The following is a 15,650-nucleotide window of genomic DNA, read 5'->3' on the forward strand; positions in this document are numbered from 1 at the left end:
TTGAAAGTACTGGATTCCCGCCTACGCGGGAATGACACTAAACTATACTACTCTTCAGCATCCATCTGTTTTTTTCATGCACCTTAATCCTTCCAATAATCATATCGGCTGTACCCTCATCACCTTCTGCTTGTGCTGCTTTAAGCCCTTTATATAATGTATCTCTAATAATATCTTGATCTTTTTTAAGGCTTTTAAGCATTTCATTTGCTGTTGCGTTTGGATTTGGCTCATCTATAGATGCAAGCTTTATCAAGTTTGATAATGCCGGCACTTTAGCATCTAAAGCTCTTATTCTTTCGGCAAGCTCATCTAAGCTTTCAGCTAAATCTTCATACTGTCCTTCAAATAATAGATGTAGACTTCTAAATTCTGCTCCTTCCACATTCCAATGATAATTTTGTGTTTTAAAATATAAAGCATAACTATCTGCTAAAATTTGTTCTAAAGCTTTTACTACTTGCATAATACCCTCAAATTTCTATGAACTTTTTGACTTTATAACATTTCTTTAGATACTTCAAGAAATATTGAAATTCGTATAATTTTACCTAATTGCAATGTTTGTATATTAATTATTAATTTTTGTTAATAATTTCTTGACTATCAAATAAGTACTACTTATTATGCCCCTTCAATTTTAAAAATCCAAGGGAGTAGCAAAATGATACATCAATTAACTTCATTTTTAACCACTGTGGCAAGAATTACTACAGCAAGAGCAACAATTGGAGATCAAGAATATAATATGCTTCAAATAGGATATAACGGAGAAAATTATTATATAGATCCTACTACAAAAAATTTAATTGTCTCGAATTGTCCTAAAAACAATATGGCGGCGATAGAGTGTAGCAAAGGAATTGAATTATTAAATAGTGATATAATGAACCTAATATTTAGAGGGCTTTTCAAAGTAAAGAATGCGTTAACTATAGACGAGGCTATTATTACTGCAGTTAATGATAATGGAGATGATGTACGGGATTATATATTTAACAAACAAGGTAATAAGACTTTTGTGTATGAGGAATCGTTGATTAAAATATGTCAAGAAAATTTTCGCTATTATTCTGATGTACAAAATTATACTAAAATTTTAAACCCTACTATTGAGCATATACTTAATACTGCAGCAGCTAATAACCCTATTACTATAGGTTATAGTAAAGGATGCGAAATATTTGAGGTACTTAACGGAAATAATTTGAATGGAATTTCTTCAGAAATAAAGGATTTAATATCTAATCCGATATATGACGCTACTAAAGCAAGCGTTACTAGTACAACCGAGGGCTGGACAAAGTCCGTAACAGAATATTTATCTGAAATGGCGACTAATGCAGTTAATAACACAATAACAAACTCTACTGCTGAAATTTCTGAATCAATCTTTTCTAATAATACTGAAAGCTGGACTGAAACTGGAATAAATTTAATTAATAACACCGTAGCAAACCTTACTACCGCTTTCAATTCAACCAATAACTCTCAAGAAAATATGGATGAGGAGAATAATAATGTCTTTGCTCCATATATAAGCATTGGCACAGCTGTAGCTGTAACTATAGCTGTTGTAATAGGTACAGGAGTAACTTGTTACGTTAGAAGCAAAAACGCAAAAAAAGCTAAATTAAAACAATATATTGCTGAAATTGAAGCTGAAAAACTTGCTGCTGAAATTAATGAAGATGTTACTACTGAAAATAACGCTCTGCTTAATAATGATCATGCTGTGGTAGATATGACCGGAGTCTCCTATGAAGACGAAGGTACTCCTGTATAGATAACTTAGATTCTTGCTTTTTAATCAACAACCAATAGCAAATTCACTGTTGGTTGTTCCGCGAAAATAAAAATTAAGAGGTATTTATTATATTGATGTCGCAAAATTGAGATTTATTTTAATTCTTTATTTATCAAGTTTCATAGCAACATTGGATAAAGATAGATCCTCATGTATTTCTGTCATCTTTTTAAATGTCTCAATAGCTCTTGCTCTTGATAACCCGTAATCAACTATCGGCTTTGGATAATTATCATACATTTTATGGAAATTTACATTATGGATAATATGAGAAGGGGCATTTTTTAAGGTAGGTAAATATTTTTTGATATACTCGCTATCCGCATCAAAGTTTTTACCTTGAGTATAAGGGTTAAATATACGAAAATAAGGCTGAGCGTCAGTACCGCAAGAGCTTGCCCATTGCCACCCTCCAACATTAGAAGCAAGCTCATAATCCATAAGATACTGTGCAAAGAATTCTTCGCCTTTACGCCAATCTAAAAGTAAATTTTTGCTGAAAAAACTAGCAACGATCATCCTTGCTCTGTTGTGCATCCAGCCATCCCAAACTAGCTGCTTAACTGCGGCATCTATTATAGGATAACCGGTTTCTGCATTAATAAATTTATCAAAATATTCTTCTCTTTTGCTCCAAGGTATTTTATGACGATATTTCTCTTGAAACTCTTCATTAACGGTATTTGGAAAATGATATAAAATAGCTGCATAAAATTCACGCCAAATTAACTCGTTAATCCAAGTTATACTGCTAGGGCTTGAGCTAACAGCAAAAGCTTTACGATAACATTCTCTTATGGATATAAGCCCAAATCTTAAATAAGGTGAGATGGTACTTGTGCCGTTAAGATATAAAAAATCTCGATTGGTTTTGTAATTATTTATTCTTCTTGCAATAAATTTATCTAAAACACTCTTAGCATTTTTAGGCTGCCAAAGTTCATCTTCTTTATAAATATAGCCGATTTGTTTTAAAATTTCGCTTTCACCTTTATTTAGATCAATAGTACTTAGCTCTATATCTTTCGGTGTATATAATTTACCTTCTAAATTATAGCAATACTGCGTTAATAACTTATTATGTGCTATAGTTCCGTTATCCGATATAAACTTACGGAAAGCTTGCATATAAGGAGTGTACACTTTATACGGTTTATTGTCTTTCTTTAAAATTTTATCAGGTTTTATAAGTAAATGATCACAATATAGATGAAGCGTATCGCCCAATAGCTTTCCTACTTTTTGATCCCGCTCTATATTACTTGGCTCATAGTCGGCATCAGCATAAATAGCTTCAATTTTTAAGCTACTTACAATTTTTGGAATAATATCAATAGGGTCACCATGAAATACTAATAGCTTTCCTTTCAGCTTTTTTAGTTCCTCGTTAATTAAACAGAGAGTATTTGCTAAAAAGGAAAGCCGTCTATCGTAAGGATTTTTAAATCTTTCTAGAATGGTAGTATCAAAAATAAAGATTGGCAGGATTTTATCAGAATTACAAAGTGCGGCTGCAAAAGATTTATTATCTTGAAGCCGCAAATTTCGCCGCAACCAAACTATAGAAAGTTTATTCATGAATAAATTTTATTTTAATTCTTTATTTATCAATTCTTTTAGCTTTTCTTTTGCTGCTTCTTTAGAGCGTCGTCCTGCATAAGAATCATAAGTTTTATTATCTTCAATGAAATGTACAAAGAAAACTGTTCTGTCATTTTTCTGTAACCAACCTATAAACCATCCAATTTGTTTATCTTTTAACTTTACGGTTCTATCTTGACTAAGTTTATTACCGCTGCCTGTTTTACCGTAAAGCTTCCAACCATCTACAAAATCTTCCATAAACAAAATATTTTTGGTTATTTCTTGGGCTTTAACACTTACAGGTAATTTATTCTCTGCTAGTTCTTGAAGAAAAGTTAACTGTTCTTCCGGCGAAATTTCTAAAGAACTCGAAAGCCATGCATTAGTTAAACCGTTATTCTTTCCTTTATCGCCGGAAATATTCTGATTACCGTAATTAAATTTTGTTACATAATCACGAAATTTTTCAATACCTAATTCTTTGGTAATAACCTGAGAATACCAAACACAGCTATTCTTCATCCAGTCTTTAGGTGTTTGAGGTTGCCTCCAAACTTCAAGATAGTCAGCATATCCTTCTTTAAAAGGTAATTTTGGATGAGTTTCATCAATTAAAAACCCGTCGTCATAACCCATTAAACTTATAGCAATTTTAAATGTTGAGCATGGAGCATAACGGGACTCGCAACTACCTTCTTGTTTTATAAATTTATCATTTTCTTTAACTAGAAAACAATCCGCTTTAGTTATAAAAGATATAGTAAGTGATATTAGGGCAGTTAGATATAAAATAATTTTTTTCATAGGTTAAAATAAAAATAGGTGGTTTTGTCTGTATGGTCTGTTTTTCGTCATTGCGAGGAAAAACTGTAAGTTTTGATGAAGCAATCCAGTAAAAAATTCTGTAAATCAGAATTTTTTTATTATTTTTACTGGATTGCCACAGCCACTTCGTGGCTTCGCAATGACGATTTTAACACATTTCGTATAATACTAGTAAATCTCTTGGGACTGATCCTTTATACTCGGCACATAATCGAAAATATCATTATTATCGTGATTATCGATCATATCTTCGTTCTCAAGCATCTGAACATTATTTACTTTAAATGCTTCCATAACTGTGCCGCTTGGTGTAATTTTACCGGTCGCTCTATCTACGGCTAGTAATTTTATTGAATCTGGGACTTTGAAAGGTAATACCGGTTCATCCTTATAAGCGTTACTCATAAAATCAATAAAAATCGGCAATACAACGTTTGAACCCGTTGCTCTTTTGCCAAGCTCTTTCGGTGTATCGTAGCCAACATAACTACCAACTACTATTTTTGGTGTAAAACCTACGAACCACGTATCTTTACTATCGTTACTAGTACCGGTTTTTCCGCCGATAATTTTTCCTAACTTCTTAGCAGCATAGCCGGTTCCTCTATCTATTGCCCCTGTTAAAAACGAGGTAATTTGATAGTTGCTAGCTTCATCCGTAACTCTATAGATATCTTCTTTGGGTATTTCTAATATTGCAGTATCTAGATTGCTATCTGAAACATTACAAGAAGGACATTCTCTATCATCTCGCCTATAAATAATTTTACCGTTACGGTCTTTAATTAATTCTACAAAATGAGGTTCAACTTTCTTACCGCCATTAGCAATAATTGCATAAGCATTAGTCATTCTGCTAAGCGTTGTTTCAATTGAACCAAGTACCATAGAATAGACTTTTTTCGGTTCATTATTAATACCGAAGCGCTTAATTATATCAACGATTTTTGTAAGCCCAACGGCAGTTGCTACTCTTACGGTTATAAGATTACGGGATTTTTCAAGTCCAGCACGCATAGTGATTTCACCTAAAAACTTACCTTCATAATTTTTAGGACGCCAACTAGGCATCCCAGGGCCTTGCGAAATCTCAATAGGCCCATCGTTAAAAATCTGATTCGGCTTAATACCGTTTTCAAGAGCTGCTAGATAAACAAAGGTTTTACTCAAAGAACCTGGTTGACGAAGTGCTTGAGTCACTCTATCAAATTTACTTGTGGAAAAATCATAACCGCCGACGCTTGCAAGTACCTGTCCGGTATTTGGGTTCATAACCATAATAGCCCCGTTTACTTCAGGAATTTGACGCAAAGCATAAAGAGCATCTTTTATGGGTTCAACCACTATTACATCACCTTTTTTAAGCAAAGCCTTAACTGATTTAAGGTTACTTCTTGCCCACTTCATTTCAGCAATAGGAATCTTAGATTTGCTGCCATCTATAAGTCCAATCTCTGCCTGGTTATCGGCTACATCTAGAACTACAGCTAATTTATACTCTAAAAGCGATTGAGGCGTAGGTAATTTTTTTAACTCTTCTTGCCAATTATCAAGAGAAATATTAGTAATAGGTTTTCTAAAACCACGCTTTCTATCAAACTCCCTAAGACCTTTTCGGAGTGAATCTTCAGCAAATTTTTGCATCTTTGCATCTAAAGAAGTAATAATAGTAAGCCCGCCTGTATAAAATTCTTCCTTACTATTTAGCATTTTAATTACTTCTTCTCGCGCTTGTGCGGCATAATAATCAGCCGTAACCGTTTCTTCTTTAGCTCGTTTGCGTAAAATTATTGGACTGTCTATGGCTTCTTTCGCAGCATCTCTTGTTATATAACCGTCTTCAAACATACGTGTTATTACATAGTCACGACGCCCTTTTACTCTAGCATAATTTTTCTCAGGATTAAGTTCGGAAGGAGCTTTAGGCAGTGCTGCAATAAAAGCTGATTCTGCAATGGTAAGCTCTTCTACCGATTTATTAAAATAATTCTGTGCAGCTGTTGCAACACCATATGCACCTCGACCAAAGAATGTTTGATTAAGATATAATTCTAAAATTTGATTCTTAGTAAATACTCTTGAAATCATATAAGAAAGAATCGCTTCTTTAATCTTACGTTCAAGAGAAACCTCGTTAGTTAGTAGAAAATTTTTGACCACTTGCTGCGTAATAGTAGAAGCTCCTTCCATACGTCTATGATGTAGATAATTAGATATATTTAAAAATGCTGCTCTAATTATTCCAAGCAAATCAACACCTGGATGGTTATAGAAATTCTTGTCCTCAGCTGCAATAAAACTTTCTATTAATGAACTTGGTACGCTATTGATCGGTACAAATACACGACGCTCAAAAGCATATTCTTCCATTAATTTTCCGTCATGAGAATAGATACGAGTTACTGACGGGGGATAATAACGTGCAAACTGTGAATAATCAGGTAAATCACGTGAATAGTGATATATTATGTAAGCAGTAATCCCACAACCTACTAAAATAAGTACGGCAAAGATTTTTAAACAAAAAAATAGAGATTTATACATGGTTTATAATATCTCACCGGTTAAACTATTACTTGATGCTTTAGTAATTTTTACATCAACAACTTTACCAAGTAAAGATTTATTAGGATTTTGGATATATACGGACTGCATGTATGGAGTTTTACCTATTATTTGATCGTCGAATTTACCGTTGCGGTCGAATAGAACTTGCATAATACTACCCTCACAACTTTCATTAAAAGCTAGCTGCTGAGTCGTGAGTTCTTTTTGCAATATAGTTAATCTCTCTGATTTTACATGCTCAGGGACTTGATCAGTTCTAGTTGCTCCAGGGGTACCTGGACGAGGACTATATTTAAATGAATAACACTGACCGTATTTTACTCGGCGTACTAAATCTAAAGTATCTTCAAAATCTTCATCTGTTTCACCGGGAAACCCGACAATAAAATCAGAGGATAAAACTATATCGGGCCTTGCTTCTCTTAATCTGCTAATTATATCAAAATAATAATCCCGATCATGCTTACGGTTCATTGCTTTTAATATTTTATTTGAACCTGATTGCACCGGTAGATGTAAAAACGGCATTAATTTAGGCTCAGTGCCGTGTAGTTTTATCAGATCATCCGTCATATCTATCGGGTGTGATGTCATATAACGCAATCTCTCTAAATTTGGGATTTGTGCTAGATGTCCCAGTAAATCGGCTAGACTAAATATTTTATCTGCAGGACCTTTGCCGTGATAGGCATTAACATTTTGACCGAGTAGGGTTATCTCTTTAGCACCACTGCTAACTACTTTTAGTGCTTCTCTGTAAACCTGCTCTACATTTCTTGAAAATTCAGCACCTCTAGTATAAGGCACTACGCAGAAAGTACAAAATTTATCGCACCCCTCTTGTACCGATATAAAGGCGCTCGCTCCTTGCGGATATAATTGCTCCGGTAAATTATCAAATTTTGCTTCTTCAACAAAATCAAGATCAATTAAATGCTTTTCATGTCTGACGACTTTAGAGATTAATTCCGGTAAATTATAGTAAGATTGCGGTCCCACTACAATATCGACATAAGGAGTTCTTGTGAAAATTTCTTCGCCTTCCGCCTGTGCAACACAACCGGCTACAACTATTATTGCAGAGCTTAAGCCTTGTTTTTTTCTTGCATCTTGCAGTTTCTTAATACGCCCAAGTTCTGAATAAGTTTTCTCGGCTGCTTTCTCTCTGATATGACAGGTATTTAGAATAATAACATCTGCTTCTTCAATATTTTCTGTGGGTTCATAACCGAAAGGATAAAGCAAATCCTGCATCTTAACGGAGTCATAAACATTCATCTGACATCCGTAGGTCTTAATATAAAGCTTCTTACTCATAATTTTACATACATATATTTAAAAAAGCCTAGGCTGTGTGAAGGAAAATTAATTTAATCTATTTTTGCTTTTTTTGGCTGTAAATTATAAGATTTTTTTGAAATAGGAACAACTATTACTGCAAAAATCCTATTAATTTTCGCTCAAAAATATCTAAAAATATAAATAATTTAATTTTCCTTCACATAGCCTAGTATACGAAGATCAACTTCAAAAAGAGCAAGGAGTTCACAAGTCGAGGAGCGGAGCGTATACTTAATACGTGAGCACCGAAGCTCTTGTAGAACGACAACGCCAATTTTTGAAATTCATCGAGTATAATATAAAAAGTTTTATATTATACTATATTTAATTAATTTTATCAATCTTTAAACTAAAACCTTGATGGGCATTACTCAATAACTATAGATATCTTTAAAAGCCCCCGTCATTGCGAGGAGGCATTGTTGCTTGGATATAAAAAAGCACTCGGTGTCATATCGTGGCTTGACCACGGTATCCATAAAAACAACTAAAAATACTATAATGTTAGTATTTTTAACTGGATCCCGCGATCAAGTCGCGGGACGACAACTGAAAAGCCGCTCCACGCAACCATACTTTGCGAGCAGACATTGGCGTTGTTCATGGCTCAAAAAACCAGCTCGATGTCATTCCCGCGAAAGCGGGAATCCAGAAAAAAGCGAAATAAACCGAGCTTTTAGTTTTAAAAACTTACTGTATTTATATCTTTTAATTAGTGGATTCCCGCTTTCGCGGGAATGCCATCGAAAGGCTAAACTACACTATAAAACAACTTTTTCTAGGTTCTGTGAAGATTTCTAATTGATTTGTCATTTTGAGGTATTTTTTTAGCGAAAATTAATAAGATTTTTGAAGGAATAGTTATTCATATTTCAAAAAAATCTTATAATTTGTAGCAAAAAAGAGCCAAAATTAAATCTTTTTAGAAATCTTCACAGAGCCTAGGCAATGCCCCTTAACGACGCATTATTTCATCCATGTAAATTTAATATTGGATATTAAATTTGCGTGGATAATGACTAAGTGGAGATGTGATTGCGCGTTTTTTAGCAAAAAAATTGAATAATAGATATGTCATCCAGCTAAGCTGCGTACTGACGGTAAGGCTTTGTTACAAACTTTTATATTGTATCCCAGTGTGGTAAATCATTTCCTGGTAGCTCTAAAAGGCTATGTAAATTTTGTACCTGTATATTAAACTCATGTACAAAATTCTGCACTTTTTCATTTTTAATATTTAAATCATCTTCAGTCTTAATATCCTCAATCGCATTATGTAATGTTTCATAGAATGAGGGACTTAATTCATAATCTTTCACCTTTGAATTTAAATATTTATTAAGCAAAAAAATTATAGCTTTCTTATTACAGTGTTTAGTAAATAGAGATATGGGAGTTTCTCCTTTTCCATTTAGAGCAGTTATATCAGCTCCATACTTAACTAAGATTTTAGCAGCTCCAAGATTATTTTTTTCAGCAGCAATACATAATGCTGTATTTCCATGACCGTTTTTATCATGTACACTAAATTTATCAGATTTAATAAAATTTGTAAGTATTTCTAAGTTTTTTTCTTTTATTGCATCAAATAATGCTAAAAATATAGTAGTACGCGGTATAATAAGTTTTCCCTCAATCTCTATAAACTGATCTATACAACTATTAAACATTTGTCTCTCTTTATAATTTTAATGAACTGTTTACTGATTAATTCTTGCTGTGCAGATTCTTTCGGTGATTTCTTTTAATTTTTCTATTCTCTGGGTAAGATAAAGGAGCTGTTCTTTTGTAATTTTATAGTTTTTATCATATCTTGCATCAACATAAGCTTTTTGTAGTAATTTAAAACATTCCTCTTGCTCCGGCGTTGCCGTAGGAAATACTTGCAATAGCTCGATATGATATTTTCGTACCCTACTACCTAACTTTTTTATATCATGCAATTTAGGTTTATAATTAGAAAAAACTAATAAAATAGTACTATAAAAACTTTCGGTAGCTTGATGAAGCGAAAAGGCTGATAAAGCATACTCCAAATCGTTTAAATAAGTAGTTGCCCCTTTTAAAAAACCTTTACCTCTACTAAACCAATAGTCATAATTATCTTTAGCAATTTCTTTCACTTCACTCCAAGGCAAATCTTTAGCTTCGCTAAGTGTAAATTCACCGCTATCATATAAAAGAATACCTTCTCTTTTAATATCGGTGAAGAAATAACGTCCTTTTTCTAATTGCCTATTTACTTCCTCTATTGATTCAAGAATTATAGATATCTCTGAATCGTATGGGACAATCTGATCTTTTGTTACTCCCATCTTTTCTAATCTTTTATATATATCATCTTCTAGCCTTAAAACAGCATGCCCCTTATATTTACTTTTTTTTAGAATTACCAAAATATCAGTATCACTATGATAACCGTTGAGCAGATCACGCACCCAGTCACCCCTAGCAAAAGAGCCGTATAAGATAATCATAGCAATTTTATCTCTTGCGACACCTAGAATTTGGCCTACAATATAACTAATCTTTGCTCTAACTCTAATAGAACGTTCAGGAAATTCGGTCTTCATTTAAATATCTATATTTTATATTTCTGCTTTTAGCTTCTTTATTTCTTCTATGGATATTCCTGTCATCTCATGTATTTCTTCTATAGGTATTTTTTTAGTTAGCATTTTCTTTATTATTTCAATTTTTCCCTTCTCCATACCGGCATTAAACTTTTCCTCAAACTTGTCTATTTCTTGTTGTATAGCCATTTCAGTCCTAAAATAATCATCATGCTCTTGCTCTGTCCATTTATATTGCTCTAAACTTGCATATGCCGATAACACAATTTCATTTTTAATCTCTTTTGGTGGTTCTTGCTCTTGCGAAGCATATTTTAATAAATGCAACCATTCATCGGTATCATCTTTAAGATCATTTTTTTTAAATTTTCCTAATTCAATAAACACATAAGTTAATGAAAATAAATATTGTTTATGGGTATTGCTTTCTTTTATATGATGATAGCTAATATACGGCAATTCATCAGGCAAAGCTTTTGTTCCTATGATAGCAATTATTACTACCGGCAATAAATCCTTATGCTTCATGCCCTTTTTAATTTGACTAACATAAGTATAGCAACCGTAAAGCTGCGTTCTATTAAGATAATCTTTCTCCATTTTACGCTGCATTTCGATTATATACCATCTACCGGTTTCGTCTTTAACTTTTAGATCGAACAAACTTCTTTTCCCTTCAAGAAATAACGGCAATTGTTCGGTAGTTAGATAGCTTAAATCTGTGATCTTATCTCCCTTAGGTAATTTAAGAATAGCATTAAGTAAATTTATTAATTTTACTTTATCGCTAAATAGTTTTTTAAATGCGACATCATTTGTACCGTCTAAATATCTTTGCATAAATAATTATATCTTTAGTAAATTTTTATATATAGCAAATTAACCTTAGGTAGTAAATAATTTTATTATTAAATGTTTGTACTAATACCTATCATTATCATCATATACTCCCCAAATTACTTCCTTTGAGATCCAGCCCGTATAATCTTTACATGTAATTTGGCAGAATTGTTCTTTGCATTTTTTCAAACCACAGCGAACCTTGGGCATTAATTTTGCTATAACTCGGCTTTTAGGATCGGCAGATTTGGTAAGCTCTATTTCCTTATCAGAGGTAATAACTACTGATCTTTTACCTGATAAAACGCTCGAATGTATCCAGCCACCTTCGCCGTTAATGTCACGCACTTGCCGCCATTGCTCGTACTCGGTAATTATTTCTACCGGCTCACCTTTTTTAATAAAAACCCACTCTATAGCAGATTTAGCGGTTGGTCCGCTTCTTGCATTTACTTCATTAGATTTTATTGAAACAAATCTCGGAATAGGCAATTTTTTGTTATCGGCATTAATTGTTGTTGATAATATTATCGTAATTAAAATGATAAAAACTTTAATCATTATCTTCCGCTTCAGATAAAACATCCTCTTTTTTTGCTATTATATAATTACCGAGCCTAAATTGTACTTTTATTCTATTAATTTCCTGCTCACTAATACCTATATGTTTTAAGACTGTTCCACCGATTTGTAAGCCCGTCTCATAACTTTCCGGAATAATAGTTGTTGCTCCTAAATCATAAAATTCTCTAGCATTTTTTAAATTCTTTAACTTAACGACAACCGGTATATCTTGATAATTACCGCTAATTGTCTTAAGCGATTTCTTGATAGTTACTTGATTATTCATAGTAAGTATTATAGCGAATGCTCTTTCCGTACCTAACGCCTTTAGAGTATCGGCTTGCGATACGTCACCTTTAAAAACCGACAAACCGTTTGATAGCTCTTCTTTAACTCTATCATCATCTAAATCAAGTATTACGTAACTTACACCTTCTGCTTCCAAAACTCTTGCTACCATTTTACCGGTATTACCAAGACCAGCAATAATAATATGGTTTGTTAAATCTCTTGCACCAAGCTCAATCATTTGAGTCGGAGTTTTACCGAGCCCTTTATCAACTTTCTCCGCAATCTTTTTCCCTAAAGCTGCGAGTAACGGAGTAAGTGCCATAGTAAAAGTAACTACGAGTAATAATATATTAGCAGTACTTTCCTCTAATATTCCGCTATCTTTACCTAAACTGAATAATATAAAACCAAACTCTCCGCCTTGCGATAATAATAAGCCTGAATAAAAAGCAACTCCTTTATTAAAACCGAATAAAATACAAAAAGCCGTTATGATTAAGGTTTTTATACCTATTAAAGCAATAGATAAAGTAAGAATATGAGATATTTTTTCATACATTTCTAATGCGTCGATATTCATACCGACGGTCATGAAAAATAATCCTAAAAATAAACTTTTGAAAGGATAAATACTTTCTTCCGCCTGCAATCTAAATTCAGTTTCCGCAACTAATACTCCGGCAACAAATGCTCCTAGAGCTAGAGATAAACCAAATGTTTCGGTAGCCCAAGCAGCAGAAAGTACTATTAACAAAGTCATCGCAATAGGCAACTCGTTTGCATTATTACTTTCTGATGAAATAAATGAAAATACAGGACGAAGTAAAACACGACCAAAAATAAATATTGTAAGTAAAGCTGTTACGGCTTTTAAGAGTGCAATACCAAGAGCTGTTGCAAGAGAGGCTTTATTGCTATCGGCAAGTAGCGGAACTATTACAAGTAATGGCACTACGGCTAAATCTTGCAGTAAAAGAATAGCCAAAGAGATTCTTCCTATTTGCGTTGATTGACTACGATTTTCCTCAATAACCTGCATAACAAGTGCCGTAGATGAAAGAGCAAGACCGCCGCCGGTAATAATAGCCGCACTACTATTACCGTCTATAAGTACCATTGCACCGGCAATCACTATAGTAGTCGTTAAAACTTGTAAACTACCGAGACCAAAGACATATCGCCTCATAGCTTTTAATCGCTCAAAAGATAACTCAAGTCCTATAGCGAATAATAAAAATACTACACCAAGTTCACCTAGTAACTTAGTTTGATCGTATGTTACGATTTTTAAACCGTGATCACCTATTGCAGCTCCCGCAATTAAGTAACCAAGTACCGGACTTAATCTAAGACGCTTAAGTATAGCCACGATAAAAACCGCAGTACCGAGTAAAATTATAACGTTAATAAGAATATGATCGTTCATTTTTTCCAAATTTCTTCTAGCTTAAAATGCTTCCGTGCTTCAGGATAAAAAATATTAATTAAAATAGTACCTGCATCTATTAGTACCCATTCTGATTTACCAAGCCCCTCAATATTACTATTTATACCGGCATTATTTTTTAATTCTAAAGCTACATATTCAGCAATTGCTCCAACATTTTTAGTCGAACGACCGCTAGCAAATATAATATAATCGGCTAATTTATGTTTTCCTGTTAAATCAATTACCTCAATATCTTCTGCTTTTTTCTCACTCAAACATTCTAAGATAAATAATTTTAATTCTTCAGTTTCTTTTTTCATAATAATTAATAAATGACATAATAATATTAATTATTATATGCATAAGAGTAGAGTTTATCAATGAATGTTTAAAATTCTATAATAAAAATTCATATAAAGCTTTACTTTAACAAAAAAAACTTTAATTAATATTTAAATTAATATTGATAAAATAATGGCAATATCTGCAGAAGAGTTAGAAAAAATACTTAAGGAATCTTTTCCAAACAGTATAATAAAAATTACTGATTTAGTAGGAGATCAAGACCATTATGCCTTAGAAATATCAGATGTTCAATTTAATGGACTTTCTTTAATTAATCAACATAAATTAGTAAAAAACGCCCTGTCTGAAATATTAAATAAAAAACTACATGCAATTACCATAAAAACTATCACAATTCCCGAAAAATAATTACAAATACTAATATAATAAATCTTGCACAAATTCAACTTATTATTTAATTTAAGTTTCATGCTTACTTAGCATTAGTCAACAATGTGTTGACTAATATTCTTAAATGAATAAATAAAGGAAAGTTAGAAATTCTAATAATCAATGTTGATGTTAGAGGAGAAGTATATAAATGAGTAATAAACATATAATAGAATATCAAGGAAAGCCTGCTTTTGTTGTCATACCTTTTAATGAATATCAGGAACTTATCAATACAAAACAACGTATTACTGATGAAACATTATACGCTGAAGCTATAGCCAAAAATGAAGAATATTTTCCTGAAGAATTGGTACAAAAAATTCTAAACGGTGAAAACCCTATTAAAGTTTATCGTGAATATAGAGGGTTATCTCAAGAACAATTAGCTATTAAAATTGGCAAAACTAAGCAATATATCTCATCTATTGAAAAAGGATTACGAACAGGTACAATAGATACACTAAAAAACTAAGTACTGTTCTAAATGTTGATTTAGATATGCTATAATTCATAAAATTATCACCAATAGCAAATTACAAAAGTAATTTGCTATTGGTGAGTAGAATTTTAGAAGTTTACTTTAAGTCTTAGCGTACCGGACTGAGCATGGTATTTTTTAGCTAAGTTCAGCCCATAATGCACTCCATTCTACCTTTCGTAAGTACTACACCTGCTCCTAAATCATATAGCATTTTAGTAGGTTTAGGTGTCGGTACCGGTAGAGGCTCATTAAGACCGTTAAGATCTGCAACGATTGCCGGCGTTTTACCTTTAAAGTCGTAATTAATAAAGGCATGAACTTGCGGTTTAATTATAAATTCATCCTTATAGAAGGTTGTTTTAATTTCACCGCCAAGTATACCCTCAACCTTATTGTATTGACGCTTCTGAATAGTTAGGTTTTGGAAAGAAGTACCGTATTCCTGATAACCGGAATCTTTAATTATAATGGCCTGAAAAAACTGAACAAAAAAATAGTTAGGTTTGCTTGGTAATAAGTTAGAATAGACCAAATAACTTAAGAGGTAAGAATGACTAAGAAACAGTTTCGGAATTTCAGTGCCGAAGAAAAGACCAAGATAGTATTAGA

General features: G+C 32.7%; 15 protein-coding genes. 3 read left to right on the forward strand and 12 right to left on the reverse strand.

Annotation, left to right across the window (positions count from 1 at the left end):
- Positions 1-37: 37 nt before the first annotated feature.
- Positions 38-466 (reverse strand): Dps family protein, encoded by a 429-nt coding sequence (locus AC1Z7D_RS00110; RefSeq protein ID WP_482601176.1) that lies wholly within the window; start codon positions 464-466, stop codon positions 38-40.
- A gap of 198 nt (positions 467-664) precedes the next feature.
- Between AC1Z7D_RS00110 and AC1Z7D_RS00115 the strand changes: the two genes are divergently transcribed.
- On the forward strand, positions 665-1,786 hold the full coding sequence (locus tag AC1Z7D_RS00115; protein WP_482601177.1) for a hypothetical protein: 1,122 nt from the start codon (positions 665-667) through the stop codon (positions 1,784-1,786).
- Positions 1,787-1,912: 126 nt separating this feature from the next.
- Here AC1Z7D_RS00115 and AC1Z7D_RS00120 read toward each other — a convergent pair whose 3' ends face one another.
- From AC1Z7D_RS00120 to rsfS, 10 genes are all read right to left on the reverse strand, one after another.
- Complete coding sequence (locus AC1Z7D_RS00120; protein WP_482601178.1) at positions 1,913-3,385, reverse strand: cryptochrome/photolyase family protein; 1,473 nt, start codon at positions 3,383-3,385, stop codon at positions 1,913-1,915.
- 9 nt (positions 3,386-3,394) lie between these two features.
- A complete protein-coding gene (gene blaOXA, locus AC1Z7D_RS00125; protein ID WP_482601180.1) occupies positions 3,395-4,195 on the reverse strand; it encodes a class D beta-lactamase in 801 nt (266 codons plus the stop codon).
- Between the two features lie 189 nt (positions 4,196-4,384).
- Positions 4,385-6,760, reverse strand: coding sequence for a penicillin-binding protein 1A (locus tag AC1Z7D_RS00130; protein WP_482601181.1), 2,376 nt, complete (start codon positions 6,758-6,760; stop codon positions 4,385-4,387).
- A 3-nt stretch (positions 6,761-6,763) separates the two neighbouring features.
- The gene (gene miaB / locus AC1Z7D_RS00135) at positions 6,764-8,101 is read right to left on the reverse strand and encodes a tRNA (N6-isopentenyl adenosine(37)-C2)-methylthiotransferase MiaB (RefSeq protein ID WP_482601183.1); all 1,338 of its coding nucleotides are present in this window, start codon (positions 8,099-8,101) and stop codon (positions 6,764-6,766) included.
- A gap of 1,145 nt (positions 8,102-9,246) precedes the next feature.
- The gene (locus AC1Z7D_RS00140) at positions 9,247-9,795 is read right to left on the reverse strand and encodes an ankyrin repeat domain-containing protein (protein WP_482601184.1); all 549 of its coding nucleotides are present in this window, start codon (positions 9,793-9,795) and stop codon (positions 9,247-9,249) included.
- 30 nt (positions 9,796-9,825) lie between these two features.
- Positions 9,826-10,698, reverse strand: coding sequence for a HEPN domain-containing protein (locus AC1Z7D_RS00145; RefSeq protein ID WP_482601185.1), 873 nt, complete (start codon positions 10,696-10,698; stop codon positions 9,826-9,828).
- A gap of 15 nt (positions 10,699-10,713) precedes the next feature.
- The gene (locus tag AC1Z7D_RS00150) at positions 10,714-11,538 is read right to left on the reverse strand and encodes an Rpn family recombination-promoting nuclease/putative transposase (protein ID WP_482601186.1); all 825 of its coding nucleotides are present in this window, start codon (positions 11,536-11,538) and stop codon (positions 10,714-10,716) included.
- An 81-nt stretch (positions 11,539-11,619) separates the two neighbouring features.
- On the reverse strand, positions 11,620-12,099 hold the full coding sequence (locus AC1Z7D_RS00155; RefSeq protein ID WP_482601187.1) for an SH3 domain-containing protein: 480 nt from the start codon (positions 12,097-12,099) through the stop codon (positions 11,620-11,622).
- Positions 12,092-13,819 (reverse strand): monovalent cation:proton antiporter-2 (CPA2) family protein, encoded by a 1,728-nt coding sequence (locus AC1Z7D_RS00160; protein WP_482601188.1) that lies wholly within the window; start codon positions 13,817-13,819, stop codon positions 12,092-12,094. The genes AC1Z7D_RS00155 and AC1Z7D_RS00160 overlap by 8 nt, the downstream gene beginning before the upstream one ends.
- The gene (gene rsfS / locus AC1Z7D_RS00165; protein WP_482601189.1) at positions 13,816-14,142 is read right to left on the reverse strand and encodes a ribosome silencing factor; all 327 of its coding nucleotides are present in this window, start codon (positions 14,140-14,142) and stop codon (positions 13,816-13,818) included. Before rsfS ends, AC1Z7D_RS00160 begins: the two co-directional genes overlap by 4 nt.
- A 154-nt stretch (positions 14,143-14,296) precedes the next feature.
- On the opposite strand from rsfS, the gene AC1Z7D_RS00170 reads away from it, so the two are divergent.
- Together AC1Z7D_RS00170 and AC1Z7D_RS00175 are read left to right on the forward strand one after the other, a co-directional pair.
- Positions 14,297-14,536 carry a BolA/IbaG family iron-sulfur metabolism protein gene (locus tag AC1Z7D_RS00170; protein ID WP_482601190.1) on the forward strand — a complete coding sequence of 80 codons (240 nt, stop codon included), beginning with the start codon at positions 14,297-14,299 and terminating at the stop codon, positions 14,534-14,536.
- A gap of 172 nt (positions 14,537-14,708) precedes the next feature.
- Positions 14,709-15,032: a helix-turn-helix transcriptional regulator gene (locus AC1Z7D_RS00175; protein ID WP_482601191.1), complete on the forward strand. Its 324-nt coding sequence runs from the start codon at positions 14,709-14,711 to the stop codon at positions 15,030-15,032.
- Between the two features lie 154 nt (positions 15,033-15,186).
- Here the strand turns inward: AC1Z7D_RS00175 and AC1Z7D_RS00180 are convergent, their stop codons facing one another.
- Entirely contained in the window at positions 15,187-15,573 is a 387-nt protein-coding gene (locus AC1Z7D_RS00180) for an autotransporter outer membrane beta-barrel domain-containing protein (RefSeq protein WP_482601192.1), read from the reverse strand.
- Positions 15,574-15,650 lie beyond the last annotated feature (77 nt).

The organism is Rickettsia sp., assembly GCF_965035265.1.

Excerpts from the sequence above, each read along its gene's own strand:
- AC1Z7D_RS00130 (WP_482601181.1), bottom strand. The coding sequence starts at position 6,760 with ATGTATAAATCTCTATTTTTTTGTTTAAAAATCTTTGCCGTACTTATT.
- AC1Z7D_RS00110 (WP_482601176.1), bottom strand. The coding sequence starts at position 466 with ATGCAAGTAGTAAAAGCTTTAGAACAAATTTTAGCAGATAGTTATGCT.
- AC1Z7D_RS00150 (WP_482601186.1), bottom strand. The coding sequence starts at position 11,538 with ATGCAAAGATATTTAGACGGTACAAATGATGTCGCATTTAAAAAACTA.
- AC1Z7D_RS00120 (WP_482601178.1), bottom strand. The coding sequence starts at position 3,385 with ATGAATAAACTTTCTATAGTTTGGTTGCGGCGAAATTTGCGGCTTCAA.
- miaB (WP_482601183.1), bottom strand. The coding sequence starts at position 8,101 with ATGAGTAAGAAGCTTTATATTAAGACCTACGGATGTCAGATGAATGTT.
- AC1Z7D_RS00115 (WP_482601177.1), top strand. The coding sequence starts at position 665 with ATGATACATCAATTAACTTCATTTTTAACCACTGTGGCAAGAATTACT.
- rsfS (WP_482601189.1), bottom strand. The coding sequence starts at position 14,142 with ATGAAAAAAGAAACTGAAGAATTAAAATTATTTATCTTAGAATGTTTG.
- AC1Z7D_RS00145 (WP_482601185.1), bottom strand. The coding sequence starts at position 10,698 with ATGAAGACCGAATTTCCTGAACGTTCTATTAGAGTTAGAGCAAAGATT.
- AC1Z7D_RS00155 (WP_482601187.1), bottom strand. The coding sequence starts at position 12,099 with ATGATTAAAGTTTTTATCATTTTAATTACGATAATATTATCAACAACA.
- AC1Z7D_RS00140 (WP_482601184.1), bottom strand. The coding sequence starts at position 9,795 with ATGTTTAATAGTTGTATAGATCAGTTTATAGAGATTGAGGGAAAACTT.
- AC1Z7D_RS00170 (WP_482601190.1), top strand. The coding sequence starts at position 14,297 with ATGGCAATATCTGCAGAAGAGTTAGAAAAAATACTTAAGGAATCTTTT.
- AC1Z7D_RS00175 (WP_482601191.1), top strand. The coding sequence starts at position 14,709 with ATGAGTAATAAACATATAATAGAATATCAAGGAAAGCCTGCTTTTGTT.
- AC1Z7D_RS00160 (WP_482601188.1), bottom strand. The coding sequence starts at position 13,819 with ATGAACGATCATATTCTTATTAACGTTATAATTTTACTCGGTACTGCG.
- blaOXA (WP_482601180.1), bottom strand. The coding sequence starts at position 4,195 with ATGAAAAAAATTATTTTATATCTAACTGCCCTAATATCACTTACTATA.